The sequence below is a fragment of the Mycolicibacterium sp. lyk4-40-TYG-92 genome, assembly GCF_030209435.1.
Lineage (GTDB): Bacteria > Actinomycetota > Actinomycetes > Mycobacteriales > Mycobacteriaceae > Mycobacterium.
In genome coordinates, this window is the sequence record NZ_JARVRX010000002.1 from 142,614 (window position 1) to 167,159 (window position 24,546).

General features: G+C 68.8%; 17 protein-coding genes. 11 read left to right on the forward strand and 6 right to left on the reverse strand.

The genetic code is table 11. From position 1 onward, the window contains the following. The first annotated feature begins 77 nt into the window (after positions 1–77). From QRN63_RS05425 to QRN63_RS05450, 6 genes are read left to right on the forward strand one after another with little or no spacing between them, the layout of a single operon-like run. Positions 78–602 carry a DUF4242 domain-containing protein gene (locus QRN63_RS05425; RefSeq protein WP_285030016.1) on the forward strand — a complete coding sequence of 175 codons (525 nt, stop codon included), beginning with the start codon at positions 78–80 and terminating at the stop codon, positions 600–602. Continuing rightward, positions 599–1,621 (forward strand): acyl-CoA dehydrogenase, encoded by a 1,023-nt coding sequence (locus tag QRN63_RS05430; protein ID WP_285029849.1) that lies wholly within the window; start codon positions 599–601, stop codon positions 1,619–1,621. The genes QRN63_RS05425 and QRN63_RS05430 overlap by 4 nt, the downstream gene beginning before the upstream one ends. Next, the gene (locus QRN63_RS05435) at positions 1,597–2,316 is read left to right on the forward strand and encodes an ABC transporter ATP-binding protein (protein WP_285029850.1); all 720 of its coding nucleotides are present in this window, start codon (positions 1,597–1,599) and stop codon (positions 2,314–2,316) included. The genes QRN63_RS05430 and QRN63_RS05435 overlap by 25 nt, the downstream gene beginning before the upstream one ends. Beyond that, on the forward strand, positions 2,313–3,464 hold the full coding sequence (locus QRN63_RS05440; protein WP_285029851.1) for an ABC transporter substrate-binding protein: 1,152 nt from the start codon (positions 2,313–2,315) through the stop codon (positions 3,462–3,464). Before QRN63_RS05435 ends, QRN63_RS05440 begins: the two co-directional genes overlap by 4 nt. Next, complete coding sequence (locus QRN63_RS05445; RefSeq protein WP_285029852.1) at positions 3,461–4,267, forward strand: ABC transporter permease; 807 nt, start codon at positions 3,461–3,463, stop codon at positions 4,265–4,267. Before QRN63_RS05440 ends, QRN63_RS05445 begins: the two co-directional genes overlap by 4 nt. 9 nt (positions 4,268–4,276) lie before the next feature. Next, on the forward strand, positions 4,277–4,867 hold the full coding sequence (locus QRN63_RS05450) for a 2-C-methyl-D-erythritol 4-phosphate cytidylyltransferase (protein WP_285029853.1): 591 nt from the start codon (positions 4,277–4,279) through the stop codon (positions 4,865–4,867). Here the strand turns inward: QRN63_RS05450 and QRN63_RS05455 are convergent. Next, on the reverse strand, positions 4,854–5,555 hold the full coding sequence (locus QRN63_RS05455; RefSeq protein WP_285029854.1) for an IspD/TarI family cytidylyltransferase: 702 nt from the start codon (positions 5,553–5,555) through the stop codon (positions 4,854–4,856). The genes QRN63_RS05450 and QRN63_RS05455 overlap by 14 nt on opposite strands. A 158-nt stretch (positions 5,556–5,713) precedes the next feature. On the opposite strand from QRN63_RS05455, the gene QRN63_RS05460 reads away from it, so the two are divergent. From QRN63_RS05460 to acpS, 4 genes are all read left to right on the forward strand, one after another. Further along, on the forward strand, positions 5,714–6,916 hold the full coding sequence (locus tag QRN63_RS05460) for a low temperature requirement protein A (protein ID WP_285030017.1): 1,203 nt from the start codon (positions 5,714–5,716) through the stop codon (positions 6,914–6,916). A gap of 112 nt (positions 6,917–7,028) precedes the next feature. Continuing rightward, positions 7,029–7,754 carry a DUF1906 domain-containing protein gene (locus QRN63_RS05465; RefSeq protein WP_285029855.1) on the forward strand — a complete coding sequence of 242 codons (726 nt, stop codon included), beginning with the start codon at positions 7,029–7,031 and terminating at the stop codon, positions 7,752–7,754. A 535-nt stretch (positions 7,755–8,289) separates the two neighbouring features. Further along, on the forward strand, positions 8,290–17,523 hold the full coding sequence (locus QRN63_RS05470) for a type I polyketide synthase (protein ID WP_285029856.1): 9,234 nt from the start codon (positions 8,290–8,292) through the stop codon (positions 17,521–17,523). A gap of 43 nt (positions 17,524–17,566) precedes the next feature. Next, entirely contained in the window at positions 17,567–17,959 is a 393-nt protein-coding gene (acpS, locus tag QRN63_RS05475) for a holo-ACP synthase AcpS (RefSeq protein ID WP_020102278.1), read from the forward strand. Positions 17,960–18,012: 53 nt separating this feature from the next. On the opposite strand, the gene QRN63_RS05480 is transcribed toward acpS, so the two are convergent. Continuing rightward, the gene (locus QRN63_RS05480) at positions 18,013–18,651 is read right to left on the reverse strand and encodes a LysE family translocator (RefSeq protein WP_285029862.1); all 639 of its coding nucleotides are present in this window, start codon (positions 18,649–18,651) and stop codon (positions 18,013–18,015) included. 48 nt (positions 18,652–18,699) lie between these two features. On the opposite strand from QRN63_RS05480, the gene QRN63_RS05485 reads away from it, so the two are divergent. Then, positions 18,700–20,046: a dipeptidase gene (locus tag QRN63_RS05485; protein ID WP_285029863.1), complete on the forward strand. Its 1,347-nt coding sequence runs from the start codon at positions 18,700–18,702 to the stop codon at positions 20,044–20,046. 19 nt (positions 20,047–20,065) lie between these two features. On the opposite strand, the gene QRN63_RS05490 is transcribed toward QRN63_RS05485, so the two are convergent. Genes QRN63_RS05490 through QRN63_RS05505 form a run of 4 tightly spaced genes read right to left on the reverse strand, consistent with a single transcriptional unit; the run spans position 20,066 to position 24,544 of the window. Next, complete coding sequence (locus QRN63_RS05490) at positions 20,066–21,334, reverse strand: amidohydrolase family protein (RefSeq protein ID WP_267319363.1); 1,269 nt, start codon at positions 21,332–21,334, stop codon at positions 20,066–20,068. Between the two features lie 15 nt (positions 21,335–21,349). Beyond that, positions 21,350–22,123, reverse strand: a complete 774-nt coding sequence (locus QRN63_RS05495) for a class II aldolase/adducin family protein (protein WP_285029864.1) — start codon at positions 22,121–22,123, stop codon at positions 21,350–21,352. Further along, a complete protein-coding gene (locus QRN63_RS05500; protein ID WP_285029865.1) occupies positions 22,110–23,732 on the reverse strand; it encodes a class I adenylate-forming enzyme family protein in 1,623 nt (540 codons plus the stop codon). Before QRN63_RS05500 ends, QRN63_RS05495 begins: the two co-directional genes overlap by 14 nt. Before the next feature lie 41 nt (positions 23,733–23,773). Further along, entirely contained in the window at positions 23,774–24,544 is a 771-nt protein-coding gene (locus QRN63_RS05505; RefSeq protein WP_285029866.1) for a FadR/GntR family transcriptional regulator, read from the reverse strand. Between the last annotated feature and the right edge of the window lie 2 nt (positions 24,545–24,546).

Below are 24,546 nucleotides of genomic sequence, written 5' to 3' on the forward strand. Positions count from 1 at the left end.
AGAAACCTCGATAGACAGACCGGTCTGTTCATGCGAGCGTCGTGATGTCATCGACGCCCGACGAACAGGAACACACCGTGACGCTGTACCTCTACGAAATCGCAGGACTCCCCGGCCGGGCCGAGGTCGACCAGGCCATCAAAACCGTCGACGCCGAAGTGCACCGGGCCGGCGGCGAACTCATCGAGGCTCAGGTGACCGGCCAGCACCGGCTGTTCGTGGTGGCTGAGCTCACCGGCGGTCCGCTGCAGATCGAGGCGTTGTCAGTCGGGGCGACCGAACTGACCGGTCCGCACGAAGTGCGACTCGTCGGCGCTGAACTGGACCAGCTGAAGGCCGTCCGCCCGACGGCCGGATACCTGGTCGAGTGGGACCTGCCTGCCGACCTGGACATGGACAGCTACCTGAGCCGCAAGAAAGCCAACGCGCCGAAATACGCCGAAGTGCCCGAAGTCAGCTTCCTGCGGACCTACGTGCGGGTCGACATGGACAAGTGCCTGTGTTTCTACGACGCACCGGACGAGGACGCGGTACGGCGCGCGCGCGTGGCGGTGCAAACCCCGATCGATCGGTTGTACGGACTGGAAAGCAGTGGGCAATGACGACTTTGGTATCTGACGACGTCGCAACAAGACTGGCTCACGTCACGGCAGGGGTGGACGCCCGGGCCGGTGACCTGGACGCGGGACGCACCGACGTCCGTGAGGACCTGCGCGCCCTCGGCGCTTCGGGATTGTTCGGACTACCGGACCTGCCCGACACCGTGCGGGTGATCGAGCAGGTGTCGGCGGTCAGCCTCGCCGCGGGATTCTCCGCGTGGGCCCACCAGATGGCGATTCACTACCTCGCCGACCGGCCGGACCTGTCGGAGGCATTGCTCGCCGCACGTCGTCCCGGCGTGACCGCCATGGCGGCCGGGCTCAAGCACGTTGCGGGCCTCGGGCAGCTCCCGATCTTCGCCGGGGAGACGCGCCGTGGTCTGCGGCTCAACGGACCAATCCGCTGGGCTTCCAACGTCTTCGATGACGCGCTGATCGTGCTGCCGGCGCGGACGGTCACGGGCCGGCTGTATGTCGTCGCGGTCGATGTGAGCGCGGTCGGCGTGGTGGTCGATCCGGCGCCCGCGCTGATGGCCCTCGGCAGCACCGGGTCGACGTCACTGCGCCTCGAAGAGGTGGAGGTGCACGCCAACCGCATCGTCAGCGCTGACCTCACCGGGTTCGTCCGCAAGATCAAGCCGACGTTCCTGCTGCTGCAGACCGCGTTCTGCGTCGGCGTCACCGGGGCGGCACTGACCGCGGCCCGTCGGGCGACCGACGGGCTGGCCGCCCAGTTCGACCGCGACCTCGCCGATCTGGTGGCACAAGCCGAACGCAATCGCCGTCGGCTCTACGAATTCGCCACGGCGCCGTCGGAAGCCAATCTGGCCGAGGTGATCCGGCTCCGACTCGACGCCGCCAACACCGCGGTAGGAGCGACCCGACTGGAGTCGGCTCTGGCCGGTGGTCAGGGGTACCGCGCGGGGACGGCAGCCAATCGCCGATTCCGCGAAGCAGCTTTTCTGCCCGTGCAATCACCATCGGAAGGACAACTGAGGTGGGAACTGAAGCAGTACGGATAACCGCGGGCACCAAGCGATTCGGGAACGCCGTTGTACTCGACGACATCGATCTCGCCGTCGAGTCAGGGGAGTTCGTCGCGGTGCTCGGGCGTAGCGGCAGTGGGAAGTCGACGCTGCTGCGGGTGCTGGCCGGCCTCGAATCGCTGAGCTCGGGAACCGTCAGCTGGCCCGCCGGTGGCGAACGTCCGCACATCGGAGTGGTTTTCCAGGACGCGCTGCTGCTGCCGTGGCTGACGGTGCAGGGCAACGTCTCCTACGCGCAGCGATTCACGCACCGGCGCAAGGGATTCGACGCGGACTATGCGGTAGAACTGATGCAGCGCTTCGGAGTCGACGGGCTGGCCGACCGGTATCCCGACCAGCTGTCCGGCGGCCAGGCTCAGCGGGTGGCCATCCTGCGCGCCGTGGCGACCCGGCCGCAGGTGCTCCTGCTCGACGAACCGTTCAGCGCCCTGGATCCCGCGACACGCGCCGACCTGCAGCATTGGTTGACCACGCTCACAACCGAATTGGGTGTGACGGTGCTGCTGGTAACCCACGACGTCGAGGAGGCGCTGACCCTGGCGCAGCGTGTCGTGCTGCTGGCGGACGGCGGTCGGATCCAACGCCAATGGCGCCTGGGGGAGGCGGACCAGTCGGGTCTGCGCGACGAAATCCTCAGTCATTACCGGGTTTCCGAACTGTGGGTGGCATGAGCAGCCTGCTGATCTCGCGACGGCAGGCCCTGATCGCCGCAGCAGCGGCTGCCGGTGGCGCCTTCGGCCTGGCCGACCTGGCGCACAGTGCCACCACCGATTCGGCCGCCGGTGGTCCGTTGCGGGTGGGCTATCTGCCGATCACGGACGCCGCACCGCTGTTGCTGGCGCACTCGGGGCTGTATCCGGCTGGTGTCGGCAAGCCAGTGCTGTTCCGGAGTTGGGCGGCGCTCGGCGAGGCATTTCTGAACCGCCAACTCGACGTCGTGCACCTGCTGATGCCGATGGCTGTGCAGTTGCGGTACGCGCTCGGTGGCGGTGTCCGGGTGCTCGGCTGGAATCACACCAATGGCTCGGCACTGACGGTCGCCCCGCATATCCGGGAGTTGTCGGATCTTGCGGGCTCTCAGCTGGCGATCCCGTTCTGGTGGTCGATACACAACATCGTGCTCCAGAAACTACTGCGGGCCAACGGATTGCAACCAGTGATCCGCCGGTCGGCGTCGCGGGCCGACCGCACCGTGGAACTCGTCGTGATGAGTCCGTCGGACATGGTGCCGGCACTGGCCACCGGAACCATCGGCGGCTACGTGGTGGCCGACCCGTTCAACGCGATGGCCCAGACCAAGAAAATCGGGCGGATCCACACCTTCCTCGGTGACGTGTGGCGCGACCATGCCTGCTGTGCCCTGGTGACACGCGACGACGTCATCTCCGGTCGGCCGGCGGCAGTGCAGCAGCTCACGGATGCCGTTGTGACAGCGCAGGTTGCGCTGTCGAACGATCGGAAGGCGGCCGCGGCGAAACTCGGCGGCGGGCGGTACCTGCCCCAGCCGGTGCCGGCGATCACACTGGCGATGACCTATCCGACGGCGCCTTACCCGCTGCGGCATCCGGAGTGGCAGCCCCAGCGGCTCGGCTTTCAGCCGTACCCGTTCCCGAGCTTCACGAGAGAACTGGTGACCGCCATGCACGACACCGTCATCGACGGCGACCGGCGATTCCTGGAACGGTTGGATCCCACCACCGTGCACGGCGACCTGGTCGACGACACGTTCGTCCGTAATTCGATTCAGGCCCATGGCGGTCCGGTCGCCTTCGGCCTCAGCGGCGACTACACCCGCACCGAGCAATTGGAGTTGTCATGACCACAACAACCGTCCGCGCGGTGATCGATCCGCCGGTGGCGGTGCGCCGTTGGGCTCCGCCGGTCGGCGCCATCGCCGTCGCGGTCGGCCTCTGGTGGTTGACGACCACCGTCTTGTCGGCCCCGCATTCACTGCTGCGCCAGGCTGCACCACAGCGCGTCGCGCCCGCGGTCGTCGACCTGTTCTCCCGGGGCGTGCTGCTCCCGGACATCGGGATCAGCCTGTGGCGCTTGGTGATCGGTCTGGCAGTGGCTGTCGTCATCGGGATACCGGCCGGCCTGCTGCTCGGGCTCAGCACCACGGCCGAGCGGGCGGCGGCGCCGCTCGTCCAGTTCGTCCGGATGATCTCGCCGCTGTCCTGGGCCCCGATCGCGGTGGCGGTGTTCGGCATCGGCAACGAGCCCGTGATCTTCCTGATTGCCGTCGCGGCCGTGTGGCCCGTGTTGCTCAACACGGTGGCCGGGGTCCGCGCTGTCGACCCCGGCTACCTGGATGTGGCGCGGTCGTTCCACGCCACCCGCTGGGAGCTGGTCACCGCCGTCGTGCTGCCGGCCATCCGGGGGCAGCTGCAGACGGGCGTGCGCGTGGCACTGGGTATCGCCTGGGTGGTGCTGGTCCCGGCGGAAATGCTCGGTGTGCGTTCGGGTCTGGGCTACCAGGTGCTCAATGCCCGCGACCAGCTGGCCTACGACCAGGTGGTGGCCGTGATCGTGGTGATCGGTGCGCTGGGGTTCCTGCTGGATGTGATCGCCCGGCGGCTGATTTCTCCGGAGCGGCCGGGGGCAGCGACCAACCGGGGATAGGGTGGCGCGGTGACTCTTTCGGCGATCGTGACCGTGCCCGCACTGCTCGCGCCGGCTGACTTCACCGCGCCGATCGCGGGGGAGCCGGCTTTGGTGCGGGCGGTACGCGCGGTCCGCCCCGTGGCGCCGGTGTCGGTGGTCGCCGCCGAAGAGCTGGCCGGCGCCGCCACGGAATGCCTTGCGGCTCACGGCCTGAGTGACGTGCCCGTGCACACCGCGCCGGGCCGGCTCGCCGAGGGCGATGCGGTCCTGGTGCACGATGTCCGCTACCCGCTTGCTCCCGCCGAACTGGCGGCACGCGTGGCGGCGGCATTGCCGGCCCACAACGTCGTCATCCCGGTGCTGACGATGACCGACAGTGTCAAAAGCGTTGCCGCGGAAGGCATCGTGCTGGGCAACGTGGACCGGTCGGAGCTCGTCATCGCGCAGTACCCGCGCGGCTACACCGCCGAGGTACTGGCCAGATTCGCTCCTGGCGACCTCGCCGCGCTGATCTCGGCCGGCCTGGACGTCGGCACCGTCGAGGGCGACCCCAACGCGTTCGCGGTCGACCTGACGCACGACCGGGAACTGCTGGACGCGATCGTCAGCGCCGGCTGAGCAGGCGCTCGGCGACCTGCACGTCGTGCGCGAAGGTCACCTTGAAATTCTGGGCCGACCCGGCGATCGCGTGGACCGCGATGTCCGTGAAGCGCTCCACGCACGACGAGGTGTCGGTGCCTTCGAAACCGGCGGCCGCCGCGGCGACGTAGGCCTGCCACAGCGGCCCGGCCTGGAATGCCTGCGGCGTCTGCACCCGCACCAGCGCCTGGTCGATGGCACCGAGGCCGTCCTCGGTCCGGCGCAACACGTCACCCGACGGCAGCACCGGAATCGCACCACCCTGTGTCCGTGCCGTGGTGACGGCGGTGTCCATCAGATCGGCACCGGCCAGTGGGCGCGCGGCGTCGTGGATCAGCACCACGTCGACGCTGCCGGCGTCGATGTCTGCCGCGAGGTAACTCAGCACGTTGTGTTCGGAGCCGTGCCGCGAATCGCCGCCTTCGACGAATTCGACTGCGGTGCCGGGGAGTTCGTCGGCCATGAGCCGCGTGACCTGGTCGCGCTCGCCGCGCCGGAACACCAGGATGGTGCGGGCGATCTGGGAGCTGGCGGCCACCGCTTGCACCGACCACGCCACCATGCTGCGGCCGGCCAGCTGGAGGTAGGCCTTGTTACCGTCGGCCCCGACCCGCGATCCGATACCGGCGGCCAGGACGACGCCGACGGCGATCGGGGGAGCGGACACGTCTTCACGGTAGTGGGACGGGAGTGGGGATCTGCGGCAGGCTTACCGTGACGCGGCCCGGACGGGGCCCGGATTCGCTGAAGGGACATGGCATGGATGGGGTGCAGCGGGACGCTCCCGACCCACACAACACGGTGCGCGCCCATCGGTTGACGCCGATGCGGGGACGCGATCCGCACGAAAGGCACCGCGTCGCGACTCCGCTGGAGCTGCTGTTCGACCTGACGTTCGTCGTCGCGTTCGGGGTGGCGGCGTCGGAACTGGCACACCTGCTGGCCGCGGGCCACATCGGCGCCGGCATCACGGGCTTCGTGTTCTCCACCTTCGCGATCTGTCTGGCGTGGATCAACTTCACCTGGTTCGCCTCGGCGTATGACACCGACGACTGGGTGTTCCGGCTGATGACCATGGTCGAGATGGTCGGCGTCCTGGTCCTGGCACTCGGCCTGCCGGCGTTCTACGCCTCGATCGAGCACGGCCACCACGTCGACAACGCGGTGCTGGTCGCGGGGTATGTGGTGATGCGAATTGCGTTGGTAGGCCAGTGGTTACGCGCGGCGAAGCAGGATCCGAGCCGGCGTGCGGCGGCAATGACGTACGTCTGGATCGTGTCGGTGGTCCAGGTGGGCTGGGTCGGCACGGTGTTCCTGCCGACAGATGTGCCCGTGACACTGAGCTTCTGGGTGGTGTTGGCGCTGATCGAACTGGGCGGCCCGATGGTCGCCGAGACGAAATGCGGCGGTACCCCGTGGCACGCCCACCACATCGCCGAACGCTACGGGCTGCTGGCGATCATTGCCCTGGGCGAGGGCGTCGTCGGGACCGTCGCGTCACTGTCGGCCGTCGTCGGCGAGCACGGCTGGTCGTGGGACGCCGTGCTGCTGGCGATCTCGGGCACGGCCCTGACCTTCGGCATGTGGTGGGTGTACTTCATGGTGCCGACGGCTGAGCCCCTGCATGCGCATCGTGAGCGGGGCTTCTGGTTCGGGTATCTGCACATGCCGGTGTACGGAGCCATCGTCGCGACCGGTGCGGGCCTGCACACCGCTGCGTATTTCATCCAGCACCATTCGGTGCTGGGGTCGGTGGCGACGGTGCTCAGCGTGGTGATCCCGGTCGCGATCTACATCGCGTTGGTGTACGTGCTGTACGGGCTGATGCTGCGCTCGGTCGACGCCCTGCACGTGCTGCTGGTGGTGCTGACGGCGGTGGTCCTGATCGCGACGGTGGTACTGGCGGCCGTCGGTGTGCCGATGGCGCTCTGCCTTCTGGTGGCCAGCCTGGCGCCGATGGTGAGCGTGGCCGGCTTCGAGATCATCGGGCACCGGCACGTCGCCGACGCGGTGGCGCGCCAGACCTGAGGGCGCTGCCGGGAACTCGGCGATCGTTGTGCGTTGAGCAGGTGCGGCTGGGGCAGGAGCGCACTGGTGTGGCTAACGGGCCGGAAGAGCTAACTGTCATATCCTGTGACCCGTGGCAATTTCGCGTCGTGACCTGCTGAAATACGCTGCAGCCGCGCCGGCGGCGGTCGGCCTCGGAGCGGGTTTGCAATCGGTTCTCGGCGCGACGACCGCCGCGGCCGCCCCGTACGGAGTGTTGCTGGACTACGCGGCGGGGGTGCTCACCGCGTCCGATATCCGGTCGGCCGGGGCACTGGGCGCCATCCGGTACGTCTCGGATCGGCGGCCGGGCGGGGCGTGGATGCTCGGCAAGCCCATCGAGCTGCCGGAGGCGCGCGATCTTTACAAGGGCGGGCTGAAGATCGTCTCGTGCTACCAGTACGGGAAGGAGTCGACGGCCGACTGGCTGGGCGGGCACACCGCCGGTGTGCAGCACGCCCAGCGCGGGTTCGCGTTGCACACCGCGGCCGGTGGTCCGGTCGGGGCGCCGATCTACGCGTCCATCGACGACGATCCGACTCCGGCCCAGTACAAGGCGCAGGTTGCGCCGTACCTCCGCGGCTGGGAATCGGTGTTGGGTCACCAACGGGTTGGGGTGTACGCCAACTCCAAGACCATCGAGTGGGCCGTGCAGGACGGCCTGGGGTCGTACTTCTGGCAGCACAACTGGGGCTCGCCGGGTGGGACCGCGCATCCGGCGGCCGCACTGCATCAGGTCGAGATCGACAAGCAACGCGTCGGGGGAGTCGGGGTCGACATCAACCACATCCTCAAGCCCCGCTTCGGACAGTGGGACTGAGGCCGCGCAGATTACCGCTCAGTAGTTAGCTGGCGCCCAGCTCTAAGAAAACGAGATCGAACCGCAGCAAATGGCGGCTCGGTAACTTACCGCCCGTATAGACAGACGCACCGTCATTGTCGAGTGTTTTCTGGAACGGGTCTTTTCCTACTCATTAGTAAGGTCCCGCACCGTCACAAGCATGGTCACGATTTGATAACAATACCGCTTTGATCAGCGATGTTGTTACTACTCGACCGTAACCAGCTGCCAACAGGACGTTTGTCCTGTTGGGTATGGGCAGTCCCGCGACGCGGTGTTACCCAGGCGGGTGGTTACCGATCCGTAGAACTCGTTGGTAACCATTTCCGGCAGAAAAACGCCGCGAATCTTATGACACTCTTAGTGCAGTCGGCCCGGCTCTCAGGCACCCGAAAATTCGGGCGCCAGACGTAGCACGGGCCTCACGTGATCCGACGTCGCATCGCGGTGCCCCAGGGCCGACTACCAAGACCAAGCACCTGACCGGTTCGCGCGGCTACGACGAGAGGGACGCATGACGATCAACGAGCACCGCAATGTGACCAGTGGCAACACCGAGGCGGTGGCAGCGAGCGCTCATGCCCTCGTGGACCTGCTCAACGCCGGCGAACCCTATGCCGTCGCGTTCGGTGGCCAGGGCGCCTCGTGGCTGGAGAACCTCGAAGAGCTCGTCAGCTCCGCCGGCATCGAATCCGAGCTCAGCGAAATCGTCGGCGAGGCGGCCCTGCTGCTGGAGCCCGTCGCGCGCGAGCTCGTCGTCGTGCGGCCCATCGGCTTCGAGCCCATGCAGTGGGTGCGCGCCCTCGCCGCCGACGAGCCGCTGCCGTCGGCCAAGCAGCTGACCACCGCCGCCATCTCCGGTCCCGGCATCCTGCTGGCCCAGATGGCCGCCATCCGCGCCGTGCAGCGCCAGGGCCTGGACCTGGCGGGCACCCCGCCGGTCGCCGTCGCCGGACACTCGCAGGGCATCATCGCCGCCGAGGCACTCAAGGCCAACGGCACCCGTGACGCCGAACTCCTCGCGCTGCTCCAGCTCATCGGTGCCGCCGGTTCGCTCGTGTCGCGCCGTCGCGGCATGGTCGGTCGCGGGGACAAGTCGCCGATGGTGTCGGTCACCAACGTCGACCCCGAGCGCATCGCCGAACTGCTCGAAGACTTCTCCAAAGACGTCCGCACCGTCCTGCCGCCGGTCCTGTCGATCCGCAACGGCCGCCGCAGCGTCGTCATCACCGGCACCCCGGAGCAGTTGGCCCGCTTCGAGCTGTACTGCAGCAAGATCACCGAGAAGGACGAGGCCGAGCGCAAGAACAAGCTGCGCGGCGGCGCCGTCTTCAGCCCGGTCTTCCAGGGTGTCCAGGTCGAGGTCGGCTTCCACACCCCGCGCCTGGCCGACGGCATCGAGGTCGTCGACCGCTGGGCCGCCAAGTGCGGCATCGATACCGAGCTCGCCCACAAGATGACCGAGGCCATCTTCGTCAAGCCCATCGACTGGGTCGCCGAGGTCGAGCGCATGCACGACGCCGGTGCGCGCTGGATCATCGACCTCGGACCGAGCGACACCGTCACCCGCCTGACCTCGCCGATCATCCGCGGCCTCGGCGTGGGCATCGTGCCCGCCGCCACCCGCGCCGGCCAGCGCTCGCTGTTCACCGTCGGCGCCGCCCCGGTCGTGCAGCCCGCGTGGTCCAGCTTCGCGCCGACGGCCGTCGAGCTGCCCAATGGCGACGTCAAGCTGTCCACCAAGTTCACCCGCCTCACCGGCCGTTCGCCGATCCTGCTGGCCGGTATGACCCCGACGACCGTCGACGCCAAGATCGTCGCCGCGGCCGCCAATGCCGGCCACTGGGCCGAGCTGGCCGGTGGCGGTCAGGTCACCGAGGAGATCTTCGAGAACCGCGTCGCCGAGCTGAGCCAGCTCCTCGAGCCGGGCCGCGCCATCCAGTTCAACTCGCTGTTCCTGGACCCGTACCTGTGGAAGCTGCAGCTGGGCGGCAAGCGCATCGTGCAGAAGGCGCGCCAGTCGGGCGCCCCGATCGACGGCGTCATCGTCACCGCCGGTATCCCCGAGCTCGACGAGGCCGTCGCGCTGATCGAGGAACTGCACGAAATCGGCATCACCAACGTGGTGTTCAAGCCGGGCACCGTGGACCAGATCAAGTCGGTCATCAAGATCGCCGAAGAGGTCCCGGACCGCGAGATCATCGTCCACGTCGAGGGCGGCCGCGCCGGTGGCCACCACTCGTGGGAGGACCTCGACGACCTGCTCGTCAGCACCTACTCCGACCTGCGCAAGCAGGCCAACCTGACCATCTGCGTCGGTGGCGGCATCGGCACGCCCGAGCGTGCCGCCGAGTACCTGTCCGGCCGCTGGGCCGAGACCTACGGCTTCCCGCTGATGCCGGTCGACGGCATCCTGGTCGGCACCGCCGCCATGGCCACCCTCGAGGCCACCACCTCGCCTCAGGTCAAGCAGCTGCTGGTCGACACCAAGGGCACCGACCACTGGGTCGGCGCCGGTAAAGCCCAGGGCGGCATGGCATCCGGCCGCAGCCAGCTGGGCGCGGACATCCACGAGATCGACAACACCGCATCGCGTTGCGGCCGCCTGCTCGACGAGGTCGCCGGTGACGCCGACGCTGTCGCCGAGCGCCGCGACGAGATCATCGCCGCGATGGCCAACACCGCCAAGCCGTACTTCGGTGACGTCGCGGACATGACCTACCAGCAGTGGCTGCAGCGCTACGTCGAGCTCGCGATCGGCGACGGCAGCAGCACCGCCGACACCAAGCGCGACAACTCCCCGTGGCTGGACGTCACCTGGCGCGACCGCTTCGAGGAGATGCTGCAGCGCGCCGAGGCCCGCCTGAACCCGGCCGACGCCGGCCGCATCGAGACGCTGTTCCCGGCGACCGCGGAAGGCGAAGCGCTGCTTGAAGATCCGCAGCGCGCCCTCGCCGAGCTGCTGGCCCGGTACCCCGAGGCCGAGACCCTGCGCCTGCACCCGGCAGACGTCCCGTTCTTCATCACGCTGTGCAAGACGCTGGGCAAGCCCGTCAACTTCGTCCCGGTCATCGACAAGGACGTGCGCCGCTGGTGGCGCAGCGACTCGCTGTGGCAGGCCCACGACGCCCGCTACGACGCCGACCAGGTCTGCATCATCCCCGGCACCGCTGCCGTCGCCGGCATCACCCGCGTCGACGAGCCCGTCGGTGAGCTGCTGGACCGCTTCGAGCAGGCCGCCATCGACGAAGTAGTCGCAGCGCTGGCCGCGAATGGCGAAGCCCCGGTTCCGGTCGTGTCGCGCCGGCAGGCCCGCGCCGACATCACGGGCCCGTTGGCCGTCGTCCTCGACTCGCCCGACGTGCTGTGGGCCGGCCGCACCGCCATCAACCCGGTGCACCGCATCGGCGCCCCGAGCGAGTGGCAGGTCAACGAAAACCGTTCGGCCACACACCCGTCCACCGGTTCCCGGTTGGAGCTCGACGGTGACGGCGTCGTCCTGAACGTCCCGCTGTCGGACATCTGGATCGCCATCCGCTTCACGCTGCCGGCCGCCACCGTCAACGGCGGCATGCCGGTCGTCACCACCGAGGACGCCTCGGCCGCGATGCGCGCCGTGCTCGCCATCGCCGCGGGCGCCGACGGCGTCGACGCCCTGCCGGCCGTCACCGACAACGTCGCCACCGTCACCGCCGACTGGGACCCCGAAGAGGTCGCCGACCACACCGGCGTCACCGCCACCTTCGGCGCCCCGCTGGCGCCGGGCCTGACCCTGGTGCCCGACGCCCTCGTCGGCCGCTGCTGGCCCGCCGTGTTCTCGGTCATCGGCGCTGCCGTCACCGCTGACGGCATCCCGGTCGTCGAAGGTCTGCTGAGCCTGGTCCACCTGGACCACGCCGCGCACCTGCTGGCCCCGATGCCGGCCGAGCGTGCCGAATTGACCGTCACCGCAACGGCTTCCGCCGCTGTCGACACCGAGGTCGGCCGCGTCGTCCCCGTCTCTGTCAGCATCACCGACGCCGAGGGCACCGAGCTGGCCCGCCTCGAAGAGCGCTTCGCGATCCGTGGCCGCAGCGGTGCCGCCGAGCTGACCGACCCGGTCCGCGCCGGGGGTGCCATCACTGACAACGCCACCGAGACGCCGCGCCGTCGTCGTCGCGACGTCACCGTCACCGCGCCGGTCGACATGAGCGCCTTCGCCGTGGTGTCGGGTGACCACAACCCGATCCACACCGACCGCGCCGCCGCACTGCTGGCCGGCCTGAAATCGCCCATCGTGCACGGCATGTGGCTGTCCGCGGCCGCGCAGCACGTGGTCACCGCCACCGACGGCCGCGCCACCCCGCCGGCCCGCCTGGTCGGCTGGACCTCGCGCTTCCTGGGCATGGTGCTGCCGGGCGACGAGATCGAGTTCCGCGTCGACCGCGTCGGCATCGACCGCGGCGCCGAGATCATCGAGGTCACCGCGAAGGTCGGTGGCGAACTGGTGATGGCCGCGTCCGCTCAGCTGGCCGCGCCCAAGACCGTCTACGCCTTCCCGGGCCAGGGCATCCAGCACAAGGGCATGGGCATGGAGGTCCGTGCCCGCTCCAAGGCCGCCCGCAAGATCTGGGATTCCGCGGACAAGTTCACCCGCGAGACCCTGGGCTTCTCGGTGCTGCACGTGGTCCGGGACAACCCGACCAGCATCATCGCCAGCGGCGTGCACTACCACCACCCGGACGGCGTGCTGTTCCTGACGCAGTTCACCCAGGTGGCCATGGCCACCGTCGCGGCCGCCCAGGTGGCCGAGATGCGCGAGCAGGGCGCGTTCGTCGAGGGCGCCATCGCCTGCGGCCACTCCGTCGGCGAGTACACCGCGCTGGCCTGCGTGTCCGGTGTGTACGAGCTGGAGGCGCTGCTCGAGGTCGTGTTCCACCGCGGCAGCAAGATGCACGACATCGTCCCGCGTGACGCCAAGGGCCGGTCCGACTACCGACTGGCCGCCATCCGGCCGTCGCAGATCGACCTGGACGACAACGACGTCACCGACTTCGTCGCGCAGATCGCCGAGGAGACCGGCGAGTTCCTGCAGATCGTGAACTTCAACCTGCGGGGCTCGCAGTACGCGATCGCCGGTACCGTCCGCGGCCTCGAGGCCCTGGAGGCCGAGATCGAGCGCCGTCGCGAAATCACCGGTGGCAAGCGCTCATTCATCCTCGTCCCCGGTATCGACGTGCCGTTCCACTCCGAGGTGCTGCGGGTGGGCGTCGCCGACTTCCGTCGCGCGCTGGACCGCGTCATGCCGCACGGGCAGGACCCGGAGCTGCTCGTCGGCAAGTACATCCCGAACCTGGTGCCGCGGCCCTTCACCCTGGACAAGGACTTCATCCAGGAGATCCGTGACCTGGTGCCGGCGGAGCCACTCGACGAGATCCTCGCCGACTACGACACCTGGCGCCGGGACAACCCGTCCGAGCTGATGCGCAAGACCGTCATCGAGCTGCTGGCCTGGCAGTTCGCCAGCCCGGTCCGCTGGATCGAGACTCAGGACCTGCTGTTCATCGAGGAAGCCGCCGGCGGCCTCGGGGTCGAGCGGTTCGTCGAGGTCGGTGTGAAGACCATGCCGACGGTTGCCGGCCTGGCCACCAACACGCTGAAGCTGCCGGAGTACTCGCACAACACCACCGAGGTGCTCAACGTCGAGCGCGACGCCCCGGTGCTGTTCGCGACCGACACCGACCCGGAGCCCGAGGACGACGTCCCCGCCGCGCCGGCCGCCGCTGCCGAAGCTCCGGCGGAAGCTGTTGCGGCAGCACCGGTTCCGGCCGCCGCTCCCGCGGCTCCGGCCGGTGGCCCGCGTCCGGACGACATCACCTACGACGCGGCCGACGCCACCATGGCGCTCATCGCGCTGTCGGCGAAGATGCGCATCGACCAGATCGAGCCGCTGGACTCCATCGAGTCGATCACCGACGGTGCGTCGTCACGACGCAACCAGCTGCTCGTCGACCTGGGTTCGGAGCTGAACCTCGGCGCCATCGACGGTGCCGCGGAAGCCGACCTGGCCGGTCTGAAGGGACAGGTCACCAAGCTGGCCCGTACCTACAAGCCGTTCGGCCCGGTCCTGTCCGACGCGATCAACGACCAGCTGCGCACGGTGCTCGGCCCCTCGGGCAAGCGTCCGGCGTACATCGCCGAGCGCGTCAGCAAGGCCTGGGAACTGGGCCCCGGCTGGGCCAAGCACGTCACCGCCGAGGTCGCGCTGGGCACCCGTGAGGGCAGCAGCGTCCGTGGCGGCGAGATGGGCGGCCTGCACTCCGGTGCCCTGGCCGACGCGGGCGCCGTCGACAAGGTCATCGACGCGGCCGTCACCGCGGTCGGCGCCCGTAAGGGCATCGCCGTGTCGCTGCCGTCCGCCGGCGGTGCCGCCGGCGGCGTGGTCGACTCGGCCGCGCTCAACGAGTTCGCCGAGAAGGTCACCGGCCCCAATGGTGTGCTGGCCGGCGCCGCTCGGTTGATCCTGGGCGAGCTGGGTCTGCAGGCGCCGGTGTCCGTGCCGGACGCCACCGACTCCGAGCTGATCGACCTCGTGACCGCCGAATTGGGTTCGGACTGGCCGCGTTTGGTGGCTCCGTCGTTCGACGGCCGCAAGGCCGTGCTGTTCGACGACCGCTGGGCCAGCGCCCGTGAGGACCTGGCACGCATCTGGCTGCTCGAAGAGGACGACGTCAACCGCGACTGGGCCAAGCTCTCGGAGAGCTTCGAAGGCGCCGGACACGTGGTCGCCACGCAGGCCAGCTGGTGGCAGGGCAAGGCGCTCGCCGCCGGCCGCACCCTCCACGCCGCGCTGTACGGCCGTGCGGCCGCCGGTGCGGAGAACCCGGAGAAGGGCCGCTACGCCAACGAGATCGCGGTCGTCACGGGTGCCTCCAAGGGCTCGATCGCGTCGGCCGTGGTGGGCCAGCTGCTCGCCGGTGGCGCTTCGGTCATCGCGACCACGTCCAAGCTGGACGACGACCGGTTGGCGTTCTACCGGACGCTGTACCGCGACAACGCCCGCTTCGGTGCCCAGCTGTGGGTCGTGCCCGCAAACATGGCCTCCTACAGCGACATTGACGCGCTGGTCGAGTGGGTCGGCAACGAGCAGGTCGAGAACCTGGGCCCCAAGGCCATCCACCTCAAGGACGCGCAGACCCCCACGCTGCTGTTCCCGTTCGCCGCACCGCGCGTGGCCGGGGACCTGTCGGAGGCCGGCGCCCGCGCCGAGATGGAGATGAAGGTTCTGCTGTGGGCCGTGCAGCGGCTCATCGGTGGGCTGTCGCACATCGGCTCCGAGCGTGACATCGCGTCGCGTCTGCACGTCGTGCTGCCCGGTTCGCCGAACCGCGGCATGTTCGGCGGCGACGGCGCCTACGGTGAGTCGAAGGCTGCGCTCGACGCGGTCGTCGCCCGCTGGAAGGCGGAAACCTCGTGGTCGCAACGTGTTTCGCTGGCGCACGCGCTGATCGGCTGGACCAAGGGCACCGGCTTGATGGGTCACAACGACGCCATCGTGGGTGCCGTCGAGGAAGCCGGTGTCATCACGTACACCACAGATGAGATGGCCTCGATGCTGCTGAACCTGTGCAGCATCGACGCCAAGGTGTCGGCCGCCCGCGAGCCCATCCAGGTCGACCTGACCGGTGGCCTCGGTGACATCGAGCTCGACATGGCCGAGCTGGCCGCGAAGGCCCGCGAGGAGATGGTGGCCGAGGCTGCCGTCGACGAAGAGGATCTCGAAGGCACCATCTCGGCGCTGCCGTCGCCGCCGCGGGGCTACCGGGCCGCGCCGGCTCCGGAGTGGGCCGACCTGGACATCGACCCGGCCGACATGGTCGTGCTGGTGTCCGGTGCCGAACTCGGCCCGTACGGCTCGTCGCGCACCCGCTTCGAGATGGAGGTCTCCGGCGAGCTGTCGGCCGCGGGCGTCCTGGAGCTGGCCTGGACCACCGGTCTGGTCAAGTGGGAAGACGACCCGAAGCCGGGCTGGTACGACACCAACACCGGTGAGCTGGTCGACGAGTCCGAGCTCATCGAGCGCTACCACGACGTCGTGCTGGAGCGCGTCGGCATCCGCGAGTGGGTGGACGACGGCGCTATCGACCCCGATCACGCTGCGCCGCTGCTGGTTTCGGTGTTCCTCGACAAGGACTTCTCCTTCGTCGTGTCCGCCGAGGCAGACGCCCGGGCGTTCCACCAGTTCGATCCGGAGCACACCGTCATCGCGCCGGTGCCGGACAGCAGCGACTGGCAGGTCACCCGCAAGGCCGGCACCGAGATCCGCGTGCCGCGCAAGGTCAAGCTGTCGCGGACCGTCGGCGCCCAGGTGCCGACCGGCTTCGACCCGCAGGTCTACGGCGTCACGCCGGACATGGCCAGCTCGATCGACCGCCTGGCGCTGTGGAACCTGGTCACCACGGTGGACGCGTTCCTGTCGGCCGGCTTCTCGCCGGAAGAGCTGATGCGCTGGGTGCACCCGAGCCTCGTGGCCTCCACGCAGGGCACCGGTATGGGCGGCATGACCTCGATGCAGACCATGTACCACGGCAACCTGCTGGGCCGGAACAAGCCGAACGACATCCTGCAGGAAGTCCTGCCGAACGTCTTCGCCGGTCACGTCGTGCAGTCGTACATCGGTAGCTACGGCGCGATGATCCACCCGGTCGGCGCGTGCGCCACCGCGGCGGTTTCCGTCGAAGAAGGTGTCGACAAGATCCGTTTGGGCAAGGCCGAATTCGTGGTCGCCGGTGGTTACGACGACCTGACGCTGGAGGCCATCATCGGCTTCGGCGACATGTCGGCCACCGCCGAGACCGCGATGATGCGGGCCCGCGGCATCAGCGACTCGAAGTTCTCGCGTGCCAACGACCGTCGTCGTCTCGGCTTCGTCGAAGGCCAGGGCGGTGGCACCGTCCTGCTGGCCCGTGGTGACCTCGCGGTGAAGATGGGTCTGCCCATCCAGGCCGTCGTCGCCTACGTGTCGTCGTTCGCCGACGGTGTGCACACCTCGATCCCGGCCCCCGGCCTGGGTGCCCTCGGTGCCGGCCGCGGTGGACGTCAGTCGCAGCTGGTGCGCGACCTGGCCAAGCTGGGCGTCACCCCGGACGACATCGCGGTGATCTCGAAGCACGACACCTCGACGCTGGCCAACGATCCCAACGAGACCGAGCTGCACGAGCGGCTCGCCGCCTCGATGGGCCGGTCCCCGGGCAACCCGCTGTTCATCGTCAGCCAGAAGAGCCTGACCGGACACAGCAAGGGTGGCGCCGCGGCGTTCCAGATGCTGGGTCTGTGCCAGATTCTGCGCGACGGCGTCATCCCGCCGAACCGCAGCCTCGACTGCGTCGACGACGAGCTGTCGAACGCGCAGCACTTCGTGTGGGTCCGCGAGACGCTGAAGTTCGGCGACCGTCTGCCGATCAAGGCCGGTCTGGTGACCAGCCTCGGCTTCGGTCACGTGTCGGGTCTCATCGCTCTGGTGCACCCGCAGGCGCTGGTCGCAGCCCTCGATCCGGCGGAGCGCGAGGACTACCTGCGCCGCGCCGGTGAGCGGGTCCTGGCCGGTCAGCACCGGTTGGCGTCGGCCATCGCCGGTGGGCGTGCGCTGTACGAGAAGCCGGCCGACCGCCGCTTCAACCACGATGCGCCGGAGAAGCGTCAGGAAGCCGACATGCTGCTCGACGCCGATGCGCGTCTGGGTGAGGACGGTTGGTACGCCCGCTCGTGAGGCCTTCCGAGGTATCGGGATGGGGTCCGCTAGGTTGTTGCCCATGAGCATCCTGGGTGTGGGCATCGACCTGGTCTCGATCCCGGATTTCGCCGAGCAGGTCGACCAGCCGGGCACCGTCTTCGCGGAGACGTTCACCCCAGGTGAGCGCCGTGACGCCGCCGACAAGAGTTCGTCGGCGGCACGGCACCTGGCGGCCCGCTGGGCGGCCAAGGAGGCCGTGATCAAGGCGTGGTCGGGCTCGCGGTTCTCGAAGCGCCCGGTGTTGCCCGAGGGCATTCACCGCGACATCGAGGTCGTCACCGACATGTGGGGCCGGCCCAAGGTGCGGTTGTCCGGCGAGATCGCCGAGCACCTCAAGGGCGTGGCCATCCACGTGTCGCTGACCCATGAGGGCGACACCGCGGCCGCGGTCGCGGTCCTCGAGCAGGACTAGTTTTCAGACGTCGGTGCCCCCGACACTTCGGTGTCGGGGGCACCGACGTCTGTTCAGTCTTTGCGGCCGGTGACCGCGAGGCTGACGCCCAAGCCGACCATGGCCAGGCCGCCGGCGCCACCAATGGCGGCGAAGCGGCGCGGGGACTGCGCGAACCAGTCCCGGGCCAGTCCGGCCGCGAGTGCCCACACGCTGTCCGAGACCACCGCGATGGCCAGGAACACGACACCCAATACGAGCATCTGGGCCGCCACGTTTCCCGCGGCGGTGTCGACCACCTGCGGCAGCGCCGCGACGAAGAACACGATGGTCTTGGGATTGGTCATCCCGACGACGAACCCGTCGGCCAGTACCCGGCTCGGCCGCTTGGCGGACGCGCCGCCGGTGAGCACCTCGCCGAGGCCGTGTCGATGCCGGATGGCCTGGACGCCAAGGTAGATCAGGTAGGCCGCGCCGACGAACTTGATGACGCTGAACGCCAGCGACGACGCCAAGATGAGGGCACCGGCACCCAGGGCCACCGCGAGGATCTGGACGTAGGCGCCCATCGCGTTACCCGCCACGGTCAACAACGCCTGGCGGCGACCGACGGTCAGCGCCCGGCCGACAGTGAACAGCACACTCGGCCCGGGGATCACGATGACCAGCAGGGAGATCAGCCCGAACGCCAATAGATGACCCATCGACGGCATGCGGTGACGATACGCCGGGTCACCAGGCGGCGCACTACGCTCGACGTCATGACTGATCTCGTCGCCGCCGTCCGCGAGGTGCTGCCATCGGTGCGAGCCGACCTGGAGGACCTGGTCCGTATCCAGTCGGTGTGGGCCGACCCGGCCCGGCACGCCGAGGTACATCGCAGCGCCGCGCTGACCGCAAAGCTGTTGTCCGACGCCGGTTTCAGTGAGGTGCACATCGTCCAGGAGGGCGGGGCCCCTGCGGTGATCGCGCGCCATCCCGCACCGGAGGGCGCCCCGACCGTGCTGCTGTACGCGCACCACGACGTGCAGCCCGAGGGCGACGCCGCACAGTGGGACTCGGAGCCCTTCGAACCGACCGAGCGCGACGGCCGGCTCTACGGCCGTGGCAGCGCCGACGACAAGGCCGGCATCGCCGTGCACCTGGCCGCCATGCGCGCGCACGGCGGCAAGCCGCCCGTCGGCGTCACGGTATTCGTTGAGGGCGAAGAGGAATCGGGCTCGCCATCGCTCGGGGCCCTGTTGAGCGCGCACAAGGACCTGCTCGCCGCCGACGTCATCGTCATCGCCGATTCGGACAACTGGAGCACCGAGATGCCGGCGCTGACGGTGTCACTGCGCGGCCTGGCCGACTGCGTCGTCGAGGTCGCGACGCTGGACCACGGCCTGCACTCCGGGCTCTGGGGCGGTGTGGTGCCCGACGCGCTGAGCGCCCTCGTGCGGCTGCTGGCGACGCTGCACGACGACGACGGCAACGTCGCGGTCTCCGGCTTGTACGAAGGCACCGCGGCCGACGTCGACCGGGGCCCGGACTGGGTCGCCACCGAGACCGGCATGCTCGACGGTGTTCAGCAGATCGGTTCCGGTTCTGTGGTGCAACGACTTTGGGCCAAGCCGGCCATCACCGTCATCGGCATCGACACCACGTCGATCGCCAAGGCGTCGAACACGCTGATTCCGTCCGCGCGGGCGAAGGTGAGTATGCGGGTCGCTCCGGGCGGGGACGCGCTGGCGCATCTGGCCGCGCTGACCCGGCACCTGGAGAGCAACGCGCCGTGGGGCGCGCGCGTCACCGTGACGCCCGGAGACGTCGGGCAGCCGTACGCCATCGACGCCAGCGGCCCGGTGTACGACGCGGCCCGCTCGGCGTTCACGCAGGCATGGGGTGTCGCCCCGGTGGACATGGGCATGGGTGGGTCGATCCCGTTCATCGCCGAGTTCGCCGAGACCTTCCCCGAGGCAACGATTTTGGTGACGGGCGTCGAGGACCCCGGCACCCAGGCGCACAGCATCAACGAGAGCCTGCACCTGGGCGTGCTGGAGAAGGCGGCGATCTCCGAGGCGCTGCTGCTCGGTGCGCTGGCGCGCCAGGATGTCACTGACGGTTAGGCGACAGCAAGCAGCTACCTCAGAACGACTCGGGATCGCGCTGAACCGACTCCGGCACCGGGTGCTGGTAGAGCCGAGAGGCGTTCTCCCAGGTGATCTTCCGGATCGCGTCGGCGGGCAGGTTGCCGATCTCCTCGTGAATGGTCGCCTGCGTGTGTGGCCAGGTCGAGTCGCAGTGCGGATAGTCGGCTTCGAGCATGATGTTGTCCACGCCGATGCGGTCCCGCTGCACGAACGACGACTGGTCCTCCACCGCGCAGAACCAGAAATTGCGGGTGAAAACCTCGGCTGGAGTGAGCTTTTCGCCGAGCCGTTCCCACGTGCCGTACATCGAGTGGTAGCTGAGCATGTGGTCCAGCCGGTCCAGCAGGCCGGCGACCCAGCCGATGCCGCCCTCGGACAGGCAGATCTTGAGGTCCGGGAAGCGGCTGGGCAGACCGGAGTACAACCAGTCCACGGCCGCCGAGATGGCGTAGGCGAAGAACAGCACGCCCTGTACGTCCGGCGGCGCGTCCGGGGTGGTGGAGGGGGACGAACCCGACGACCCGATGTGCAGGTTCACGACCGTGCCGGTCTCGGCGCAGGCCGCCATCATCGGATCCCAATAGCCCGAGTGGATGGTCGGCAGGCCCAGCATCGCCGGGTTCTCGCTGAAAGTCATGGCGTGGAAACCACGTTCGGCGTTCTCGTAGATCATCTTGGCGCCCACTTCGGGGTCCAGCAGCCACGGCAGCTGACAGGGGATGATCCGGTCCGGATATGAGCCGGCCCACACGTCGATGTGCCAGTCGTTCCAGGCCCGCACCGAGGCCATCGCCAGGTCGCGGTCGGTGGTGACCTGTTGCAGGCGCTGCCCGGCGAAACCGGGCAGGAATGACGGGAAGTTCAGTGACGCGTACACCCCGTTGAGGTCCATGTCCCGCACGCGTTCGTGGATATCCCAAGCACCCCGGCGCATCTCGTCGAACCGGACGGGCTCGAAGCCGTACTCGGACACCGGGCGGCCGACCACGGCGTTGAACCCGACGTTGGGCAGTTCCTTGCCGTCGTACACCCAGGTCTGGCCGCCGGTGTCGGTGTCCACCACGCGTGGCGCCCGGTCGGCGAACCTACTCGGCAGCCGCCCGGTGAAGGTGTCGGGCGGCTCGACGATGTGGTCGTCGACCGAGATCACGGTGTACCGGCGTGGGGCGCGTGGCGGGTCGGGCAGCAGCGTCACGGTGCGGTCCGCGCCCGTTTTGGCGACGGTGAAGTCCAGGTTGGTGGCCAGATCGTCAATGGATTCCATGTCGTACCAACGCCTTTACTGCAGAACGGACGGATCGGATTTGATGGTCAGGCGCGCGGCGCCGGCCCAGTACACGTCGGCCGCGCGCTCGATCAGGGAGGACTTCATGCCGACCATGTCGGACCACTTCATCTCGCTCGGCTTCAGGCCCGTCAGCAGGACGTCGTAGGCCAGCTTGCAGACGCGGTCGATCGAGGCGGCCCGGTACACCGCCTCGGCCAGGTTGCGGCCCGTGGCGATGACGCCGTGATTGGCCAGGATGGTCGTATTCGCCGAGCCGATACGGGCCGCCAATTCGGCTGCGCGGGAGGGACTGTCGACTTCGCCGTCGTATTCGTCGACCAGGCAGAGGTCGGCCAGGAACAGCGACCCGGTCTGGTGTACCAGCTCCGGTAACCGGCCCAGCGCAGCCAGCACGCACACGTAGTAGGGGTGGTTGTGGATCACCACGCGCGCGTCGGGGCGGGCGCGGTGCAGCTCGGTGTGGATGTGGATGGCCGGCGTGACGTCCCAGCGGCCCCGCTGCACGCGGGCATCCTCGTCGACCACGCAGATATCGGAGGCGGTGACCTCCTGCCACCACAGACCCCACGGGTTGACGTACATGTCGGTCTGGCCGTCCGGCTGCCACGTGATGTGCCCCGCCAGATTCTCGGCGAAGCCGATGGTCGCCAGGTGCCGGAACGCGATGGCCATGGCCTGTTCATCCGTGAGGTCGACGCCGATCGGCGGTGTCACGGAGGGCGCCCACACCTCGATTCCGCCGCGGCGGGGTTCAGCTGCGGTCATGTCCGTCTCCCATCCGGTCTCGAATATCTGCGCGCAGTTCGCCTTTGGCGACCTTGCCGCCCGAGGACCGGGGGAGCTCGTCGACCACGATCAGCCGCTCGGGCAGCAGTTCCTTCGAAACGTCCTGGGCGAGAAGGTGTGTGCACAATTCGTCGAGTTCCAGCGTCAGCGAGCCGATCAGTTCGACATAGACACAGACCTTTTCGCCGAACACCGGATCAGGCATGGCCACCGCCGCGGCCAGACCGACCGCGGGATGCGTCATGACGGCGTCCTCGACCTGAGCTGCGCTGATGTTCTTGCCGCCGCGCACGATGAAATCGGACGTCCGGCCCGTCACCCGCAGATAGCCGTCGGCGTCGATCTCGCAGATGTCGCCCATCCGCATCCAGCCGTCGGCGGTGAAGAGTTTGTCGTGGTCGGCGCCACCGAGATAGCCGAGGCTGGTGGCCGGCCCCCGGCAGGCGGGCTGACCCCGGCCGGTATCGGTGACGTCGATGTCGCCGTCGAAGAGGCGGACGGCCATGTCGGCGACGATCCGGCCGCCGGTGCGCAGCCGGTGCTCCAGGGAGTCGTGCACCGTGGTGCCGCTGAGCAGGCCTGTCTCGTTGGAGCCGTAGAACTGCAGAATCGTTGCGCCGGTCAGCTTTTCGAAATCGTGGGCGGGGCGGTAGGGCAGGGCCTCGCCGCCGGTGAACACCACGCGCAACGAACTGAGGTCGTATTCGCGGGCCACCGGGTCGGCCATGATCATGGTCAATTGGGTGCTGACACAACAGAACACGGTGACCTGATGCTGTTCGATGGCGGCGCACGCCGCGGCCACGGTGAACCGGTCCAGCAGGACATTGGTGGTGCCCAGCAGGATCGGGGTGATGTGGGTGGTCCACAGGCCGAAGCCGAACGGGGTCGGGATGACCGGCAGGAAGACGTCGCCGGAGGTCAGCAGTCCGTTGGCGACGGCCTGCTGATGGAAGTAGTGCCAACGGTTCTGGGTGTGCACGACGCATTTGGGTAGCCCGGTCGTGCCGGACGTCGAGTTGATGAGGAAGACGTCGTCGGGGCCCAGTCGGGTATCGGGGTTCAGCTCCACGGGCACTACGCCCACGGACAGTTCGTCCAATGTCAGCAGCGGGCAGCCGATGGCGGTGGCGACGGTTCGGGCTTGCGCCTGGCGTGGGGGATCGGTGACCAGCAGTCGAGGTTCGGCGCTCTGGAGAATCGCCGTGACTTCGCGGGCCCCGGCGCGCGCACCGACGCCGACCACGACGGCGCCGCATCGCTCGATTGCGACGAACAGCACGTGGATCGCCGTGGTGTCGCCGTGCCACACGGCGATCCGGTCCCCGGGCCGTACGCCTGCACCGGCCAGCTGACCGGCCAGAGCGGTTGCCGCGGAATCGAATTCACGCCATGTCAGGGTTCGGTCCGGGTGATCCACGTACGCCACGCGATCCGGTGTGCGAGCGGCGTTGGTGCGCACGGCATCCGAGATCGTGGAGTCGGTCCACCAACCGTTGGTGTGGAAGCGCGCGACGTCCTCGGCGGTGAAGGCGGGCGAACTCGTGACCGCCAGGTCCATCGTGGTCGCCTCCGCCGCCGGCCGCATCTTCAAATCATATGAAAATAAGCGCGCACGTTGTCAAGAGTTCACAACGACCGCGTGCGGGTGCGCACCATTGCCGGGTCGACCACTCCGGCCGAACCCGGGTAATGCTGGGCGTCGAGCAGATGCGTCGCGGCCAATTCACGTGCCCGCTCGGCGTCACCGGCCTCGATGGCGTCGATCAGCGTGCGGTGATCCGCCAGCGCGGCCCGGCGCTCGTCGACCGGAATGCTGGCGTGGTCGGTGAACTGCCGCGACCAGCTCAGCTCGTGCGACGACCAGAGCTTCTCCAGAGCGCCGGCGAGGATGATCATCGTCTCGTTGCCGCAGTGCTGCACCAGCGCCTCGTGGAACCGCCGGCTCGCGGAGGTGACCAACACCAGATCCTCGACCGATTCGACCGACTCAGTGTGGATTCGCCGAAGGACCGGGACCACCGCGGTTTCGCGGTCGCTGCGCTGTGCGCACAACGCCGCGCAGGCCGGCTCCACCTGCTGCAGGGCGGATCCGACATCGCCGAGGCTCACCTGGTTCGCGCCGAGCACCAAACCCATGGTGTAGGCCACGTTGCTTGCGCTGGGCCGGTGCACCACCGAGCCGCCGAGCTTGCCGCGGCGCACGCTGAGCAGGCCTTCGGCGTCCAGGATGCGGATGGCCTCGCGCAGCGACGGCTTGCTGATCGGAAACTCGACCAGCAGCTCGTCTTCGGTGGGCAGCACGCTGCCGTCGGCGAGCTCACCGCTGAGGATGCGCCGGCGCAACTCGTCGGCCACCTGTTCGGCGAGGCGGCGGAAACGGACGTCGGGCGCGGCCACGG